Below are 17,232 nucleotides of genomic sequence, written 5' to 3' on the forward strand. Positions count from 1 at the left end.
AAAGAACTTGAGGTTTAGGACGCAACACTTTGATCTGTATTATTTTCATGAGAATAGCTTAGGTCTCTTCGACACCTCTCAGCTTTTCAAACCCATGCAACGTTAATGCGGTCGACACAAGAAGGCGTTCCACAGGCGCGCAAGAACAGCCGTCTTCCACCACCGTGCCCGGCGGCTCCGAAACCCGTCAGCCGTGCGCCTGCGCGTAGGCCAGACAGCCCAGCAAAGCGGCTTCGTCCTGCGTGATGACCGACACCTGCACCGGTGGCATCTGCTGTTTGACCGCGGGTTGGGCCTGCAGCATCTCGACGAAGGTCTCGCGCGCCGGACTGCCGAGCAGACCGCGCACGACGGATCCCGCCAGAAAGATCCCGCCCGAGGGCATGTAGAGCAACCGCAGATCCTGAATGAAGGCGCCCAGCATCCGTGCGTAGGTCTCGACCGAGGCGCGGGCGTCACTGTCGCCCTGATTGGCAGCGTCGATCACGTCGCGGGCGTCCATCTTTGGACCGCCGGTCGCGGCGGCGTGCAGCTCTGCGAGACCCGGGCCGCGCACCGCATCCTCGGCGCAGCGCACCCAGGGCGTCGCACCACCCACATAGGCGGTCATGATCTCGGCGACCCGGGTCGGCAGACTGCCAAGACCCGCCTCGGCCCGCAGGCACACGGTATGTCCCGCAAAGCGCAAGACCGGGCTGACGTTGAACCCGGTGCCCGCACCGATAACCAACCGCTGATCACCGTCGCCGGTAAGGGCCTCCACAACGACCTGCGTGCCCTCTGGTCCCAGACTGTCGAGCGCATAGCCCAAAGCGCTCAGATCATTGAGCAGATCGACGCGCCCTGCCCCATGCCGGCCCGCCAGCTTTCGCGCATCAAATTCCCAGCCCCGGTTGGTCAGCCGCGCGGCCTGTGCCGTAACCGGACCGGCAACAGCGACCGATAGCGCCTCCAGTTGATGAACATCCGAATGCGCCAGATAGGCCGTCAGGGCGGTGTCAAAGTCCGCATAGTCGTCATTCTGGTAGCGCTTGGTCAGTGTGGCGTCGATCTTGCCACCGCGCGCGCAGGCGAACCGCACGTTGGTTCCCCCTACATCCGCCAGAATCAATGCCATGTCGCGCGGTCCTCAGACAAATCGGCTGACGTAATTCTCAAGGATCTCCTGCCGTCCGGATCTGGGCTGCGGGTCAATGCCGCCCGCTGCAACCTGTGCTTCGATCTCGTCAAGCGTACTGCCCTGCAGCCATGTCTTGGCAGCCTCCCCGTCCCATCCGGCATACCGTGCCGCCCGAGCCGCTTCAAGACCGCCGTCTGCATGCATCGCCGCAGCCGCCTTGAAGCTGCGGGCACAGATGTCCATGGCACCCACATGGGCTGCGATGAGATCCTGTGGATCAAGGCTCTGCCGCCGCAACTTGGCATCGAAATTGGTCCCACCGGTGGTGAAGCCCCCTGCGCGCAGAACCTCATAATAGGCGAGCGCCGTCTCGGGCACGTTGTTGGGAAACTGATCCGTATCCCACCCGGACTGGTAATCGTTGCGGTTCATGTCGATGGAGCCAAAGATGCCCAGCGACGTGGCCAGCGCCAGCTCGTGCTCGAAACTGTGCCCGGCCAGAATAGCGTGCCCCTGTTCGATGTTCATCTGAACCTCGCCCTCCAGCCCGAACTCCTTGAGAAAACCGTAAACCGTGGCGACGTCATAGTCATACTGGTGCTTGGTGGGCTCCTGCGGTTTGGGCTCGATCAGCAGCGCGCCCTTGAAACCGATCTTGTGCTTGTGCTCCACCACCATCTGCAAAAAGCGTCCTGCCTGCGCGCGCTCGCGCTTAAGATCGGTGTTGAGCAGCGTCTCGTATCCTTCGCGCCCGCCCCAGAGCACGTAGTTCTCGCCCCCCAGCTTATGCGTGGCATCAAGGCAGTTCTTTACCGTCGCCGCCGACCAGGCAAAGACCTCCGGGTCTGGGTTAGTGGCCGCACCCGACATGAAACGCCGGTGCGAAAAGAGGTTCGCCGTCCCCCAGAGCAGTCTGGTCCCTTGGCCGGTCATCTTCTCGCCGATGTAGTCGATGATTTCCTCGAAGTTGCGCTTGCTTTCGGCAAAGCTCGCCCCTTCAGGACGGATGTCCGCGTCATGCCAGCAGAAAAACGGCTGACCGAGGATGGCAAACATCTCGAACGCGACATCCGTCTTCATCCGCGCCAGCCCCATGGTGTCGCCGAACCACGGACGCTCGAATGTTTGTCCGCCAAACGGGTCGCCGCCCGGCCAGGCAAAGCTGTGCCACCACGCCACGGCAAAGCGCAGATGATCCTCCATCCGCTTGCCGTTGATCATCTCATCCGCGTCATAATGGCGATAGACCAGCGCATCCATGGGCGCCGACGGATCGTAGGTGACGGTCGGGATGCCAGCAAAGAAATCGGTCATAGTGTCTCCTTCAGCGCGGCATAGGCGGCGCGGTATTTTGCGTGTTTGGCCATGAATGCGTCGCTCAGTGCTGGCTGTGGCATGATGCTGCGCGCGCTGACCGGTGGCGTTGCAATCTCGGCACCCGCGCCAGTTGCCGCCATCATCCCAAGCCGTGCTGCGCCAAAGGCACCACCAAAGTCACCGGCTTCGGGCAGATCGATTGGCATATCGAGCAGGGTCGCGAGGATCTGCAGCCAATAGTCGGAGTTGCTGCCGCCCCCCACGGCCACGAGGCTGTCGATCTGCGTGCCTGTCCCTGTCAGCGCGTCATAGCTGTCGCGGAAGGCGAAACTCACGCCTTCCAGCACCGCGCGCGCGCCCGCCGTCGCGTCGGTCGCGTGGCCCAGTCCCAACAGCGCGCCGCGAGCCGCCGCATCGTTGTGGGGTGTGCGCTCACCGCCCAGATAAGGCAGGAACAGCGGCTCGCCCGGCGCTTGCAATAGGCCCAGATCTGCGGTGAGCGTCGCGGCATCCGATCCGACAAGACCGGCGTACCAGTTCAGCGCGTCGGTGCAGGCGAGGATCACGCCCATCTGGTGCCATGTATCGGGCAGCGCGTGGCAAAAGGTATGCACGGCAGAGGGGGCATCGGGCTGGTAAGCGGCGCTTGCCGCAAAGAGCACACCCGACGTGCCCAGCGACACGAAGGCCTGCCCCGGCGTGACAATCCCCATCCCCACGGCTGCCGCAGCATTGTCCCCGGCGCCACCGGCGACAACCACGCCTTTGGGCAGCCCCCAACGGCTGGCCAGCGCATCGCGCAACTGGCCCGAGGGGGCCGCACCCTCTACAAGGCGCGGCATGTGATCCCGGCTGAGCCCGCTGGCGCTCAGCAGCGCATCCGACCAGTCGCGTGCGCCGGTATCGAGCCAGCTGGTACCAGCCGCGTCCGACATCTCCGAGACGGCCTCGCCTATCAGCCAGAGCCGCAGGTAGTCCTTGGGCAGCAAAATCCTGGCGGTTTTTTCCCAGATCTCAGGCTCATTGGCGCGGACCCAAGCGACCTTGGGCGCGGTGAACCCCGGAAACACGATGTTGCCTGTCACATCGCGCCACTGCGGATCCGCATCGAAGGCGGCGGCCTCCGCATGGCTGCGCGTGTCGTTCCAGAGCATGCAGGGCCGCAGCACGTCACCCGCCACATCCAGCAGCGTCGCCCCATGCATCTGTCCGCTGAGCCCGATGCCCCGCACCGCATCAAGCGATTGCTCGGCCGCGAGAGCCGCGAACACCGTCTCGGAGGCCTGAAGCCATTCTGCCGGGTTCTGCTCTGACCAGCCAGGGTGCGGGCGCTGCACTGTCAGCGGTGCAGTCGCCTCCGCCACAATGCGCTGCTCTGCATCAATGAGAATTGCCTTGAGGCCCGAGGTCCCCAGATCAAGACCGATATACATGGTTCAAGCCGCCTTTTCGGGTTTTTTGCCCATGATGATCATGCTGAGGATATCGTCTTCTGTTACATCCTCGACGCGCTCCGTGCCGATCATTCGGCCGTTTTTCATCACGGACACCCGGTCGCACAGCTCCAGCATTTCACGCGTGTCATGGCTGATCAGAAAGATGCCCAAACCCTGTTTCTTCAACTCCTGGATCAGCTCCGCCACCATCTGTGTCTCATGCACCCCGAGTGCGGCGGTAGGCTCGTCCATGATCAGGATCTTGGCGTTGAAATAGACCGCCCGCGCGATGGCAACCGACTGCCGTTGTCCTCCCGAAAGCGCGGAGACCGGCTCCTTGATCTTGCGAAAGTTGGGGTTGAGCCGCGCCATGATCTTGCGCGTTTCCGCCTCCATCCGGTCGTCATCGACAAACCCCATCCAGTTGGTCAGCTCTCGCCCCAGAAAGAGGTTCGACGCGGCATCTAGGTTATCGGCCAGCGCCAGCGTCTGGTAAATCGTCTCAATGTTGTACCGGCGCGCGTCGCGCGGGCTGGTGATGGTGGCCTTCTGGCCTTCCACGAAGATCTCGCCGCTATCGGCATTGTAGGCGCCCGACAGGATCTTGATCAGCGTGGATTTTCCCGCGCCGTTGTGGCCCAGCAGGCCCACGACCTCGCCCGGGTTCACCTGGATAGACACGCCATCGACCGCGCGCACACCGCCGAAGGAAATCGAGATATCACGCATTTCGCAAAGGGGGGTCATCAGCGGCCTCCGGTCTTTTTACGGTAGATGGTGTCGATCAGCACGGCGGCGACCAGGACGGTGCCCACCACGATGTTTTGCAAGGGCGCATCCACGCCGACCATCGCCATGCCGGATTGCAGCGACTGCATGATCAGCGCGCCGAGGATGGCACCGTAGATCGTACCGATCCCGCCAGCGAGTGCTGTGCCGCCGATCACCGCGGCGGCGATCACGCGCAGCTCGTCCAGCGTGCCGATGTCGTTGGAGTGGTTGGTCAGCCGGGCCGAGGCCACCACTGCCGACAGCGCACAGAGCGCACCCATGATGGCGAAGACCTTCACCGTCAGAAGCCGCGTGTTTACCCCCGACAGTTCCGCCGCATCCGGGTTGCCACCAGTCGCAAAGATATAGCGCCCTAGCCGGGTGCGCTGTGCAACCAGCGTCATCACGATCGCCACGCCGATCAGCAGCAGCACCGAAATGGGCAGCCCGTAAGAGGCGGTGAAGCCTTCGGGCATGACCTCGCCCCGCGCTTCAAACAGGCGTTCCAGCCGGCGCGAGGGGATCTCATAGGCGTTCAGCACCGCGATGAACCCGAGGATACCTGCGGCGATGATGGCGCCGATGGTTGCCTCCGCCCAGGCGGGTTTGACGGGGAAGTCATGGGCAATCTTGGCGCGGCGTGCGGACCAGAGCGCGTAGATGGCCCAGACCACAGCGAGTATGCCGAAGATCCAGCTCCAGGTCTCACCGAGCGTGCCGTTGATGCCGCCGAACTTCATGAAGGTGGGATCAAGCGGGCCAATGGTCTGGCCGCTGGTCTGATACCAGGCGACATTGCGCCAGACGAGCAGACCCCCGAGTGTCACGATAAAAGCGGGGATCGTCAGATATCCCACCAGCCAGCCCTGAAACGCCCCGATCAGTGTGCCGAGCGCCAGCCCCGCGGCAATGGTGATCCAGGGCGTCAGCGGATGGCCAAGACCCAGCCCGAAGAGATCCGGCAGATATCGCGTCTGCAGCATCGCCATAAAGGCCGAGCAGGTTGCAAGCAGCGCACCCACGGCCAAATCAATGTGGCGGGTGACGATCACGAAGACCATGCCGGTGGCCATGATCGCCACGCTCACGGTCTGGATGGTCAGGTTAAAGATGTTGCGGGGCGTCAGAAATCGCCCCTCGGTCAGCACATTGAAGGCAATGCAGATGACCAGAAAGGCCCCGATCATGCCCAGCAGCCGGGTATCGATTTCAAGCGCCTGAAATCCGGTGCGTTTCTTGGTTTGCGGGGCGGACACATCGGTCATTCGGAAGGCTCCTGCGGAACGGCAAGGGACAGCATGCGCCGGGGCGCAGCCAGGGTCAGGGGCCCCTCCGGCAGAGGGACCCCGTCACATCAGTCGGGCTTAGTTACAGGGTGCCGGACCGCCGGACACACCCTGGCAGAGCGCGTCCTTTTCAATCCAGCCCGCGTCCACCACGGCCGACAGGTTGTCCGCTGTCACCGGAACAGGTGTCAGGAAGCGCGCGATCATCTTGGTGCCGCCGGGCGATGTCCATTCCTGCGCGTCGACAACATCCGCCATCTCGGTGCCACCGGCGAGCGACACGGCAATCTCTGCCGCGGCCTTGCCCAGATCGCGCGCGTCCTTCCAGACGGAGACGGTCTGCGTGCCCTTGGCCACCCGGTTCAGGGCTGCGTGATCGCCGTCCTGACCGGAGACGGGGATACCTTCCATGCCCTGCGCCGTCAGCGCCGCGACCACACCACCCGCGGTGCCGTCGTTGGAGGCCACGACCGCGTCGACGTTGTTGTCATTGGCGGTCAGGATCTGCTCCATGTTGCGCTGCGCATTCGCGGGCAGCCAGCCATCGGTGTAGGCCTCGGCCACGATGTTGATCTTGCCCGCATCAATGGCTTCCTGCAGCACTTCCTGCTGACCACCGCGCAGGAAATCCGCGTTGGGGTCGGTGGGCGAGCCCTTGATCATCACGTAGTTGCCCTCGGGCAGCGCCTCAAAGACAGCCCGCGCCTGCATCCGGCCCACTTCGACGTTGTCGAAGGTCAGATAGAACGCGCGCGGATCCTCGATCAGGCGGTCATAGCCAACGACCGGAATCCCCTCATCCGCGGCAGCTTGAACAGCCGGACCGATGGCCGCACTGTCCTGTGCGAGGATGATCAGCGCATCCACCCCCTGTGCGATCAGGCTTTCCACGTCCGACAACTGCTTGGCCGAGGAGCTTTGCGCATCCGACGACACGTATTCGGCACCGGCTGCATCGAGGGCTGCCTTGATCGCAGCCTCATCGGTTTTCCAGCGTTCTTCCTGAAAGTTGGACCAGCTCACGCCGACGGTCAGGTCTTGGGCATAGGTGGCTGTGCTCAGGGCTGCCGACACGGCAACGCCCATAATCATCATCTTCTTCATTGTATCCTCCCAGTGGGACAGTTCTGTTGACTGTTCATGCCTTTGTTTGATCTGGCATGGCGCAAAGGATTGACTGTTTTAATTCAGCTGTCAAAATAAAACTGTCCTATTTGTGCTATTATTTCGGGCGAACAGCTGAAATGGGTCTATAAATTCCCGGAAACGGGCGGAGATCGTACATTAATATTCAGAGGGGTGAATAAATGGATCTCGATCTGCAGGACCTCAATCTTGCCGAGAGCCGCGGCGGCGCCGGTCCGATTCGACCCGATCCGGATGCGCCGGGCAGCAACCTGCGACACCGTGTTTTCGAGACTGTGCGCTCCGCTGGCCAGATCTCGCGGATCGATCTGGCAAAGCAACTGAAGGTCAGCCCTGCGTCGATCACCACGCTGGTGAGCGAACTGCTGGACCTCGGGCTGTTACAAGAAAACAGCGATACAAGCCGCAGCACAACCCGCGGGCGCCCGCCCGTGGCGCTCTCGGTGCAACCCGATGCGGGCTACGTGGTGGGGATCAAGCTGTCGCGGTTCCAGCATACCGCGCTGCTGGTCGACGCCGCAGGTCAGCCCCTGGCGGAGGCGAGCCTGCCCTGCCTGCCCAGGCGCCGCAGCCTTGATCAGGTGCTGACCGAGACGGCGGAGGTGCTGGACATGCTGCTGCGAAAAGCCGATCTCGCACGCGGAGACATCGCATGCATTGGCCTTGGCCTGCCCGGGATCGTTGATCACGCCAGTGGGCAGATGGTCTGGTCCCCGCTGCTGACCTGCCGGGCCAAACCCTTGCGCCGGATTGCGGAGGATGCCTTTGGCGTGCCCGTGGCCGTAGACAACGACGCCAACCTCGTCACCTTGGCGGAACTGTGGTTCGGCAAGGGTCGCGCCATGGCAGATTTTGCCGTGGTCACAGTCGAGGAAGGCGTCGGCATGGGGCTGGTGATCAACCACCGGCTCTACCGGGGCGCAGGATCGCTGGGCATGGAGCTGGGCCACACCAAGGTGCAGCTGGACGGCGCGCTTTGCCAATGCGGCCAGCGCGGCTGTCTCGAGGCCTATATCGCCGATTATGCGCTGGTGCGGGAGGCCTCTACCGCGCTCGACCCCGCCAGTACCGAGGTCGCCGCCTCAGATGTCATGCTGCAACAGCTCTATGAGCAGGCCAAGGCGGGAAACGAGGCGGCCCGCGTGATCTTTCGCCGCGCCGGGCGGTTTCTCGCCCTTGGTCTGGCGAATGTGGTCAACCTCTTTGATCCGCCGTTGATCATTCTGGCGGGTGCGCGGATGCAGTATCACTATCTCTACGCCGATGAGGTCATGCGCGAAATGCAGGGGCTCGCGCTTAACCGTCAGACGGCGCCGCAGCAGGTCGAAACCCACGCCTGGGGAGATCTCATGTGGGCGCATGGTGCTGCGGCACTGGCCTTGTCGGAGATTGCGGATGCCATGGCGGAAGGCCGATGAGAGCGGCACTCCTGCTGTGCCTGCTGGCGCATGGGGTTCAGGCCGAGGTCCGCTTTGAGGATCTGTCGGCCACCCTGCCCGAGCACCGCTATACCGGCGGGTGGGAGCATTTTGTGGGCGGCGGGGTGGCCGTCTTTGATTGCAACGGTGATACGCTGCCCGATCTGCTGGCGGCGGGTGGTGAGAATGCGGCAATGTTGATGGTGAATGCCGGCGAGATGCGGTTTTCCACCGCCCCCCTACCCCGCTTTACCGGCGTCACCGGGGCCTATCCGCTCGACGTCGATGGCGACGGGCACCTCGATGTGGTGCTGCTGCGCGTGGGTGAAAACCAGCTGTTGCGCGGCGATGGGTCATGCGGGTTCACCCCCGCCAACGAGGCGTTGGGCTTTGACGGCGGTACCGCATGGTCCACGGCTTTCTCCGCGACATGGGAGGCCACAGGCCCGGTGTTGGCCGTGGGCAACTATGTGGATCGTGACGATCCCGAAGGCCCGTTCGAAGCCTGCGACGACAACCGCCTGCACTACTGGGAGGGCGCAGCCTTTCGGGCGGAAACGCTCTCGCCGGGGTTCTGCGCGCTGTCCATCCTGTTTGCCCGGGACGCCGGTGGGGTAAAACGGCTGCGGTTGTCCAATGACCGGCACTACTACGTGCGCGGTGGATCGGAGCAGATGTATGACCTGACGGAGCAGCGCTTTCTGGGGCCGGAGGATGGCTGGGCCGAGACACAGCTCTGGGGCATGGGCATTGCCAGTCGGGACATCACCGGCGACGGCCGGGCCGAGGTGATGCTGACCTCCATGGGGGATCAGCTGCTGCAAATCGCCCGAGCCGATGGTAGGTACGAGGCGGCACCTTTTTCGCAGGGCACCTACGCCCAGCGGCCGCATGTGGGCGATGACGGACGCCCCTCGACCGGGTGGCACGCGGGTTTTGCGGATGTGAACAACGACGCACGCCCCGATCTCTTTATCGCCAAGGGCAACGTGGACCAGATGCCCGGGCTGGCGATGGAGGATCCCAACAGCCTGCTGATCCAGGGACCAGATGGACGTTTTGAGGAACGCTCCGTCTCCGCTGGTGTGGCGACCGTGGCGCGGTCGCGCGGCGCGGCACTGGCCGATCTCGATCTGGACGGTCGGCTTGATCTGGTGGTGATGAACCGCCGCGCTCCGATGGAGCTTTACCGCAATGTGACGGAAGCGACCGGCCATTGGCTATCGCTGGAATTGCGGATGGAGGGGGCGAACACCCGCGCCGTAGGCGCGCTGGTGGAGGTGACGGCAGGCGAGATCACTCAGGTGCAGGAGCAGACTGTCGGCGGCGGGCACGCCGGTGGACAGGCAGGCCCGCTGCACTTTGGTCTCGGCCCGGCAGCGCGCGCGGATATTCGCATCACGTGGCCTGACGGTCGCGTGAGCGTGGTGCGTGATGTGCGGGCAGATCAGCGGCTGGAGATGCGCCCCTAAAGGATGCCGTCCAAACCTGAGACACCCCTCTTCGCTCAGAGCGCCCGCGCAACAGGCACTGTTGCGCCGCGCCGTTCCGCCCCCACGGGGCGGCGCGATTGCGCCACCCCTCGGAACGGCGCTTCAGTATAACTGTCGGGTATCTCTGGTTTAGGCGGGATGGTTCAGCGGTCAACCGGCAGACCACTGGGCACCGCATCGGGCACGCCCAGCCGATCGCCAAGCGCTTCGGGATCGCTCAGGCTGCCCAGAAATGCCACCAGCGCTGCCACATCATCCTCGGCCAATTCTCTGGGCTGGACGGAAACGGCCGCGCGCAGGCGGGCTTGCTCCGCCGGGTCACCTATGTATCGCCAGTCGTCAAGACCGGCCATCACGGGCAGCGTGACAGTGCTCGGTTCGAACAGGTCGAGGGCTCGCTGCGGATCCAGATGCGCCACGATAAACCCGGCCAGATCCGCGTGGCTTCCCGTATGCCCATAGGGGGCCGTGTCCGCAACATTGCGCAGAGACGGCGTGCGGAAGGCATAAGCGTCCTCTGCCTTGCCCGTCACCCGCATCCGGCCCGTGTCGCGCGCGTGATCCTCGAACCGCGCCGCCTTGCCCGGTCCGAATTGGGGCACGCCCATCGCGTGATAGCCGTGGTCGGTCTGAAACGGCCCGCTGTGACAGGCCGCACAGCCTGCGGACCCGTAGAAAAGGGTCATGCCACGCGTCGCTTGCGGCGACAGGTCCCCCTGCCCGCGCAGATAGGCATCGAATGCGCTGGTGTCCGAGCGCCATTCAAAGGCCACGAAGGCGGCGATGGCATCGGAAATATCGGTGAAATCCACCCGCTCCTGCCCGGGAAAAGCCGCCGCAAGCAGAGGCGCGTACCCGGGCGTCTCTACCACCCGGGCCGAGAGAAGATCCCACGCGCCGCCCGGGCCCGTGATCCTGCCCTGGCGCACTGCTTGCGATACGTCATTTTCGCTGTAGTGGCCCGCCATTTCATCCGCGCTCAGCACCGGAAACATCGTCTGGGCGGAGAGCAGGTTTGCAAAGCCCGCCGTCATCTCCGCGCCCATCGGTGTGCGCAAGCCGCCAGGCTTGTCCGGGTCCACCTCGATCCGGCCATCGTGAAAGAGCCGCGTGAACTCCCGTGCGCCCAGATTGAACAACGCGGGCGCATGGCGCGGGATGCGCTGCTCCGGCGTGTTTTGCGCGGTGGCGTGGCGCTCGGGGCCGAGCCCCACGCCACCCTCACCCAGCGACAGCGCGACCCCATCGGCGGTGGCAAATTTCGGGTGGTGGCACGTCGCGCAGGAGATATTGCGGTTGCCCGACAGGATCGGATCGTAGAACAGCATTTGCCCCAGCCGCACCTGCGCCGGGTCGAGTGGCATATAATCCGCATCCGTCACCGGGTCGGGCATCTGCGCCATGGCTGCCACGGCACTGCCAGCGCCAAGGATCGCGCCCCATAAAAAACGTCTCACCTGTACCAAACTCCCTGCACTGGCCCACCGGCCAGCTTCGTCTTTCGTCCAGCAGCTTGTGCCGCTCAGGTCTTTACATCCGGCTCTGTCCGGCCGATGTGCGCCTGCATCTCCGTCAGTTCTACCACCGCGTCGCGGACCTTTTCCAGCGCCACATCGGGCGATAACCCATGGTCGGCGCCCGGTGCCGCGTATTGCTCCAGATAAACGCGCAACGTCGCCCCCTCGGTGCCTGTGCCCGACAGGCGCAACACGGCGCGCGCTTCGCCCGCGAACCAGATCCGCAGGCCCTGATTGTGACTGACAGAGCCATCCACGGGGTCATGGTAGGAGAACTCATCCGCCCCGGTGATATCCAGCCCACCAGCAGCCGTCCCGGCCAGCGCGTCAAGCCTTCCCCGCAGCCCGTCCATCAGTGCATTCGCGGCCTCGGTCGGGACCGCCTCGTAATCATGACGCGAGTAGTAGTTGCGCCCGTACCGCCCCCAGTGATCGGTCAGAATCTCCGCGACCGACTGATCCCGCTCTGCCAGGACGTTGAGCCATAGCAGTACGGCCCAGAGGCCGTCTTTCTCGCGCACGTGATCGGAGCCGGTGCCGGCACTTTCTTCACCACAGAGCGTGACCTTGCCCGCATCGAGCAGATTGCCGAAAAATTTCCAGCCGGTGGGCGTTTCAAAAGCGGCAAGGCCCAGATGCTCGGCAACCTTGTCCGCCGCAGCACTCGTGGGCATGGAGCGCGCCACGCCGGACAGGCCACCCGTGTACCCCGGCGCCAGCTGGGCGTTCGCTGCCAGAACTGCGAGACTGTCTGAGGGGGTCACATAGATGCCGCGCCCGACGATCATGTTGCGGTCGCCATCGCCGTCGGAAGCCGCCCCGAAATCGGGGGCTGTGTCCGACATCATCTCGTCCATCAGGGTCTTGGCCCAGACCGGGTTGGGGTCGGGGTGACCCTTGCCGAAATCCTCGCTGGGTACCGCATTGATCACCGTGCCCGCAGGCGCGCCGAGCGTCTCTTCGAGGATCGCGGTGGCATAAGGTCCGGTCACCGCGTGCATGGCGTCGAACCGCATGGTGAAGCCGCCTTCGAAAAGCGCCCGGATCTTGCCAAAGTCAAAGAGCGTTTCCATCAGCGCCTGGTAGTCCGTGACCGGATCCACGATCTCCACTGTCATGGGGCCGACCGTCGCAGTGCCGACGGCGCTCAGGTCGATGTCGGCGGTATCAAGGGTGTAATAGGCCGCGATGCTCTGCGTCTGCTCGAACATCGCCTGAGTGATGTTTTCGGGCGCAGGGCCACCGTTGGCGACGTTGTACTTGACGCCGAAATCCGCATCGATCCCGCCTGGGTTATGGCTGGCCGACAGCACAAAGCCACCGTCGGTGCTGCGCTGCCGGATCAGGTTCGACACCGCAGGCGTCGAGAGCAAGCCGCCCTGCCCCACAATGACCTTTGCCGCCCCGTTGGCCGCCGCCATGCGCAACATCGTCTGGATCGCGGGCCGGTTGAAATATCGCCCGTCCCCGCCCATGACGAAAGTCTTTCCCTCGGCACCACCGATGGCGTTGAACGTGGCCTGAACGAAGCACTCCAGATACCCCGGCTCCATAAAGACGCGGGTCTTTTTGCGCAGGCCCGAGGTGCCGGGTTTCTGCCCCTCGAAGGGCCCCTTGGAAATGGTCTGAATGTCCATCTGTGCTCCTTTCAGTTGTCACTGGCGCCGCGTCCGGCCTTGGCCATGATACGGGCAATTTTTTGTGTCGCGGGGTGGGTGGCGATATCTGCTGTGCTGACAGGGCTGCGCCGCCGCCAGTTCGGATGGACGTCCACGGTGCCCGGCAGGTTCTGGGCCTCGCGCACGCCGAGCACGTCATCGAGTTGCACAGCCACCAATGCCGCAGGACAAGAGGCCAGATCGACGTGCACCCGGTCCGCCAGATCTTGGGGGCCGTATCGCGCGAGTTTGGCCACCCCCTGGCCCAGCAGATCGGCCTTTTCCGCCGCGCGCACGCGGGTCGCCTCTGCCTCACCGTCGCTGTCGATCCAGTCCAGACGTCGCCACCAGCCAATGTCGGCCCCCTCCCAGAAGCCGCGGATGGTCGGGGTGTCGTGGGTGCCGAAGCAGGCCAGCGACCGCGGGCGCACCGCATCCGGTCCGCGAAAGGCGCCGTTGGCCGTTTTTTCGTATTGCAGCACCGTGTAGCCGTAAAAGCCCTTTTCCGCCATTGTGTCGCGAAATCCATCGGGGACCAGCCCCAGATCCTCGCCGACGATAAGTGTGCCCGCACGCTGCGCCTCGATCAGGATGATGGCCGTCAGCGCGTCGAACGGCTGACGGATATAGCCGCCCGGGCTGCCGTCCTCGGGGATCCAGTAGCTGCGATTGAGGCCCAGAGCGTGGTCGATCCGCAGCACGCCGCAATGGCGCATCGCCTGACGCAGGACCTGACGTAACGGCCCGTAGCCTGCCGCCGCCAGCTTGCGCGGGGAATAGGCGGCCAGTTGCCAGTTCTGACCGGCGGGGCTGAGATGATCGGGCGGCGCACCGAGCGCGACGCCCTGCGCCAGCGTATCCCCGGCGGCCCAGGCTTCCGCCCCATCGAGCCGCGCGCCCACGGCCAGATCCAGATAGAGCCCGAGCGCCATACCACCCCCTCGCGCGCGCTCATGGGCGGTCGCCAACTGCCCGTGGGCCTGCCACTGAAGCCACAGATGCAACCGCGCGGGATCGCCCGGTGCCTGCGATGGCAGGCGGTCGGGGTCGGGCCAGTGTCGCCAATCCGCACCGTGCTCGGCACTGAGGGTCTCAAACCGTGCAAAATCGGCCAGCGCCTCACCGCCCTCCGCGACAAACGCGTCGAAACTGCTCTGCTCCTTCCGGGTCGCGTTGGTCTCAAACCACTCGAAAGCGGCCTCCAGGGCTGCGCGGTGCAATGCGGTGGTCGCGGGATAGTCTATCAGATCGCCAGCGGTTGCTCTGGCACTCCCACCGCCCGGCAGCGCGTCGAGGGCGACATGGGCGGTGTTCAGAAAACCGCGGTGTGTCGGCGAATAGGGGCTGATGGTGTCCGCCGCCGCCCAACCAAGCGCGTGGACGGGATTTATACCTAGAAAATCCGCGCCCTCTGCCCCGAGCGCCTCGGCCAATACGGCCAGATCCTCGAAGTCACCCAGCCCGTGATTACGGGGCGACGGCAAGCCGTAAAGGGCGGCGGTCATGCCCCAGACCTGCGCTACACCCGTCTTTTGCGGGAGCAACGGCGCTCGCTGTGGGGTCGCGATCAGCAGACAGACCTGCGGCGCACCTTTGCCCTGCAGCTGCAGACTGTGTAGGCCCGCGGGCAAGGCGGGCAGATCAATGCGCGCCTCTGCATTGCCTTCCGCAAAGGCTTCTGTCGCGCCTTCCAAAGTCAGCTGCCAGATGCCCGGTCGGGCGATCTCCAAACAGCAGGGCTGCTCTGCCGGAATGATCCGTTCGCGGGGCAGGAGCCGGGCGTCGTCCTCGGCGCGCAGCAGCGCGAGCGTCTCTGCTACGGCCGCGGGGGTGTCCACCTCCAGCCCTTCGGCGCGCAGCAGCGCGCGCTGCGTGTCCGGACTTGTTGCACGATCCTCGCCGCTCAGGTCACGGAACTGGTCAAAGACACCGCAGCGCGCGGCCAGCGCTGACAGGGTATCGTCGGCGGACATCTCCTCAGCCTCCCAGCGGCGCGAGGGTCAGCGCCATCACGGATGGTCCCGTCACGGCGATCCGGTCAGTTGTCACGGGATGACCGCGCGTGGCGTTGCCCGTGCTGTCCATCCCGTAGACCCAGCGTTTGCCCACCGGGGCCTCCGGCACCACGACGGCCGCGCGCGCGCCACCGCGGTTGAAGATCACAAAGACCACGTCGTCGTCCCGCTCCTGCACGATTGCCTCGGCAGAGCATCGAAACGTCACACAGAGGCTGGACAGACCGGGATCGCGCCAATTGAGCGGATGGCCCTCGAAATCGGACCATGCCACATCCGGCAATCCATCTGCCGGGCGCAGCGCCGCGTGCAAAAACCGTGTCTGACGCAAGGCGGGATGGTCGCGCCGCAGCGCTGAAAGCTCTGCTACGAAATCGGTCAGTTCCGCATCGCCGGCAACCCAGTCAAGCCAGGCGATCTCATTGTCCTGACAATAGGCGTTGTTGTTGCCAGCCTGGGAATTGCCCATCTCATCGCCCGCCAGCAGCATCGGTGTGCCCTGCGACAGAAAGAGCGTGGCCAGCATGTTGCGCGCGCGCATCCGGCGGCGGGCGGTAATCTCGGGATCGTCACTGGGCCCCTCCACCCCGCAGTTGTCGGAGTAGTTGGCGTTGTGACCGTCCTGGTTGTCTTCGAGATTGGCCTCATTGTGGCGCTTGCTGTAGCGGGTCATGTCCGCCAGCGTAAACCCGTCGTGGGCCGCAATGAAATTGATCGAGGAGGACGCGCGGCGCCCACCGTGATCGAACTCTCCCGCGGATCCCAGCAACCGCGCGCCAAGCTCCTGAGCGCTGTGCGCATCGCCGCGCCAGAACCTGCGCAGCGTGTCGCGATAGGCATCGTTCCATTCGGCGAATTTCGGCGGGAACTCTCCCAGGCGGTAGCCGCCGGGGCCGATGTCCCACGGCTCCGCAATCAGCTTGATACCGGCCAGCACCGGGTCCTGCCGGAGCGCATCGAAAAACCCACTGCCCACGTCAAATCCGTGCAGTTCCCGTCCGAGTGTCGTGGCCAGATCAAAGCGGAACCCGTCCACGCCCATGCACTCCACCCAGAACCGCAGGCTGTCCATCACCATGCGCAGCACATGCGGGTGGGCCACGTTGAGCGTGTTGCCCGTCCCGGTGTCATTGACGTAATAGCGCGGCTGACCGCTGATCAGCCGGTAGTAAGACGCGTTGTCCAGACCGCGAAACGACAGTGTCGGGCCGCGCTGATCGCCTTCAGCGGTGTGGTTGTAGACCACATCGAGCAGCACCTCGATGCCCGCGGCGTGAAACCGCGCTACCATCTCGCGGAAGCCCGCCAGTCCCGATGCGCCGTAGTAGCGCGGCTCGGGTACGAAAAACCCTATGGTGTTGTAGCCCCAGTAGTTCGACAGACCCTTGTTGAGCAGAAAGCCGTCGTTGAGGAAGGCATGCACCGGCAACAGCTCGATCGCGGTCACACCAAGCCGTTGCAAATGCTCAATAATGGCGTCACTGGCCAGACCTTCGTAGGTACCCCGCTGCGCCTCGGGCACATCCGGGTGCTGTTGCGTCAACCCTTTGACATGGGCCTCGTAGATCAGCGCGCTGTCCCACCCGCGGCGCAGCGGTGGGCTTGCGTTCTCGAAAAGTGCGGGATCGGACACCACGGATTTCGGAACGTATGCTGCGGAATCCCGACTGTCAAAGGACAAATCCTGCGCGCTGGAGGTCAGATCATAGCCCAGCGTTGCGGTGTCGTTGATCCAGCGGCCCCTGAGTTCGCGGGTATAGGGATCCAGCAGCAGTTTATTGGCATTGAACCGGTGCCCGCGCTCGGGCGCATAGGTGCCGTGGGCCCGGTAGCCATATAGCGTGCCAGTTGCCAACCCCGGGACATATCCGTGCCAGACATCGCCCGTGCGCTCGGGCAGGCGCAGCCGGGCGGTCTCTGTCCGGCCATCGGGGCTGAACAGACAAAGGTCCATCCGGGTGGCATGGGCGGAAAAGACGGCAAAGTTGACACCCTCGCCGTCATGATGGGCTCCCATCCTGAAAGGTGTGCCCGAGGTGATCTTGTGGCCCATGC

Annotated in this window: 12 protein-coding genes; 2 read left to right on the forward strand and 10 right to left on the reverse strand. The window is 64.3% G+C overall.

The features are described 5' to 3' along the window. Positions 1–187 precede the first annotated feature (187 nt). The 6 genes from Q1A53_RS02175 to xylF all read right to left on the reverse strand — a co-directional run bounded on the left by Q1A53_RS02175 (position 188) and on the right by xylF (position 7,034). The gene (locus Q1A53_RS02175) at positions 188–1,117 is read right to left on the reverse strand and encodes an ROK family protein (RefSeq protein WP_299962471.1); all 930 of its coding nucleotides are present in this window, start codon (positions 1,115–1,117) and stop codon (positions 188–190) included. 12 nt (positions 1,118–1,129) lie between these two features. Then, on the reverse strand, positions 1,130–2,434 hold the full coding sequence (gene xylA, locus Q1A53_RS02180; protein WP_299962473.1) for a xylose isomerase: 1,305 nt from the start codon (positions 2,432–2,434) through the stop codon (positions 1,130–1,132). Further along, positions 2,431–3,870 carry a xylulokinase gene (gene xylB / locus Q1A53_RS02185; RefSeq protein WP_299962474.1) on the reverse strand — a complete coding sequence of 480 codons (1,440 nt, stop codon included), beginning with the start codon at positions 3,868–3,870 and terminating at the stop codon, positions 2,431–2,433. The genes xylA and xylB overlap by 4 nt, the downstream gene beginning before the upstream one ends. 3 nt (positions 3,871–3,873) lie before the next feature. After that, positions 3,874–4,620: an ATP-binding cassette domain-containing protein gene (locus Q1A53_RS02190; RefSeq protein ID WP_299962475.1), complete on the reverse strand. Its 747-nt coding sequence runs from the start codon at positions 4,618–4,620 to the stop codon at positions 3,874–3,876. Continuing rightward, positions 4,620–5,909: a sugar ABC transporter permease gene (locus Q1A53_RS02195; RefSeq protein WP_299962476.1), complete on the reverse strand. Its 1,290-nt coding sequence runs from the start codon at positions 5,907–5,909 to the stop codon at positions 4,620–4,622. Before Q1A53_RS02195 ends, Q1A53_RS02190 begins: the two co-directional genes overlap by 1 nt. Before the next feature lie 99 nt (positions 5,910–6,008). Further along, positions 6,009–7,034, reverse strand: coding sequence for a D-xylose ABC transporter substrate-binding protein (xylF, locus tag Q1A53_RS02200; protein ID WP_299962477.1), 1,026 nt, complete (start codon positions 7,032–7,034; stop codon positions 6,009–6,011). 203 nt (positions 7,035–7,237) lie between these two features. On the opposite strand from xylF, the gene Q1A53_RS02205 reads away from it, so the two are divergent. After that, positions 7,238–8,494: an ROK family protein gene (locus tag Q1A53_RS02205; RefSeq protein ID WP_299962478.1), complete on the forward strand. Its 1,257-nt coding sequence runs from the start codon at positions 7,238–7,240 to the stop codon at positions 8,492–8,494. Further along, positions 8,491–9,966 carry a CRTAC1 family protein gene (locus Q1A53_RS02210; protein WP_299962479.1) on the forward strand — a complete coding sequence of 492 codons (1,476 nt, stop codon included), beginning with the start codon at positions 8,491–8,493 and terminating at the stop codon, positions 9,964–9,966. The genes Q1A53_RS02205 and Q1A53_RS02210 overlap by 4 nt, the downstream gene beginning before the upstream one ends. Before the next feature lie 164 nt (positions 9,967–10,130). Here Q1A53_RS02210 and Q1A53_RS02215 read toward each other — a convergent pair whose 3' ends face one another. The 4 genes from Q1A53_RS02215 to glgX all read right to left on the reverse strand — a co-directional run bounded on the left by Q1A53_RS02215 (position 10,131) and on the right by glgX (position 17,230). Beyond that, the gene (locus tag Q1A53_RS02215; RefSeq protein ID WP_299963058.1) at positions 10,131–11,390 is read right to left on the reverse strand and encodes a cytochrome c peroxidase; all 1,260 of its coding nucleotides are present in this window, start codon (positions 11,388–11,390) and stop codon (positions 10,131–10,133) included. Between the two features lie 119 nt (positions 11,391–11,509). Beyond that, positions 11,510–13,141, reverse strand: coding sequence for an alpha-D-glucose phosphate-specific phosphoglucomutase (locus Q1A53_RS02220; protein WP_299962480.1), 1,632 nt, complete (start codon positions 13,139–13,141; stop codon positions 11,510–11,512). Positions 13,142–13,152: 11 nt separating this feature from the next. After that, positions 13,153–15,135, reverse strand: coding sequence for a 4-alpha-glucanotransferase (gene malQ / locus Q1A53_RS02225; protein WP_299962481.1), 1,983 nt, complete (start codon positions 15,133–15,135; stop codon positions 13,153–13,155). Between the two features lie 4 nt (positions 15,136–15,139). Next, a complete protein-coding gene (glgX, locus tag Q1A53_RS02230; protein WP_299962482.1) occupies positions 15,140–17,230 on the reverse strand; it encodes a glycogen debranching protein GlgX in 2,091 nt (696 codons plus the stop codon). Positions 17,231–17,232 lie beyond the last annotated feature (2 nt).

This window comes from uncultured Roseobacter sp., assembly GCF_947496515.1.
GTDB lineage: Bacteria > Pseudomonadota > Alphaproteobacteria > Rhodobacterales > Rhodobacteraceae > Roseobacter.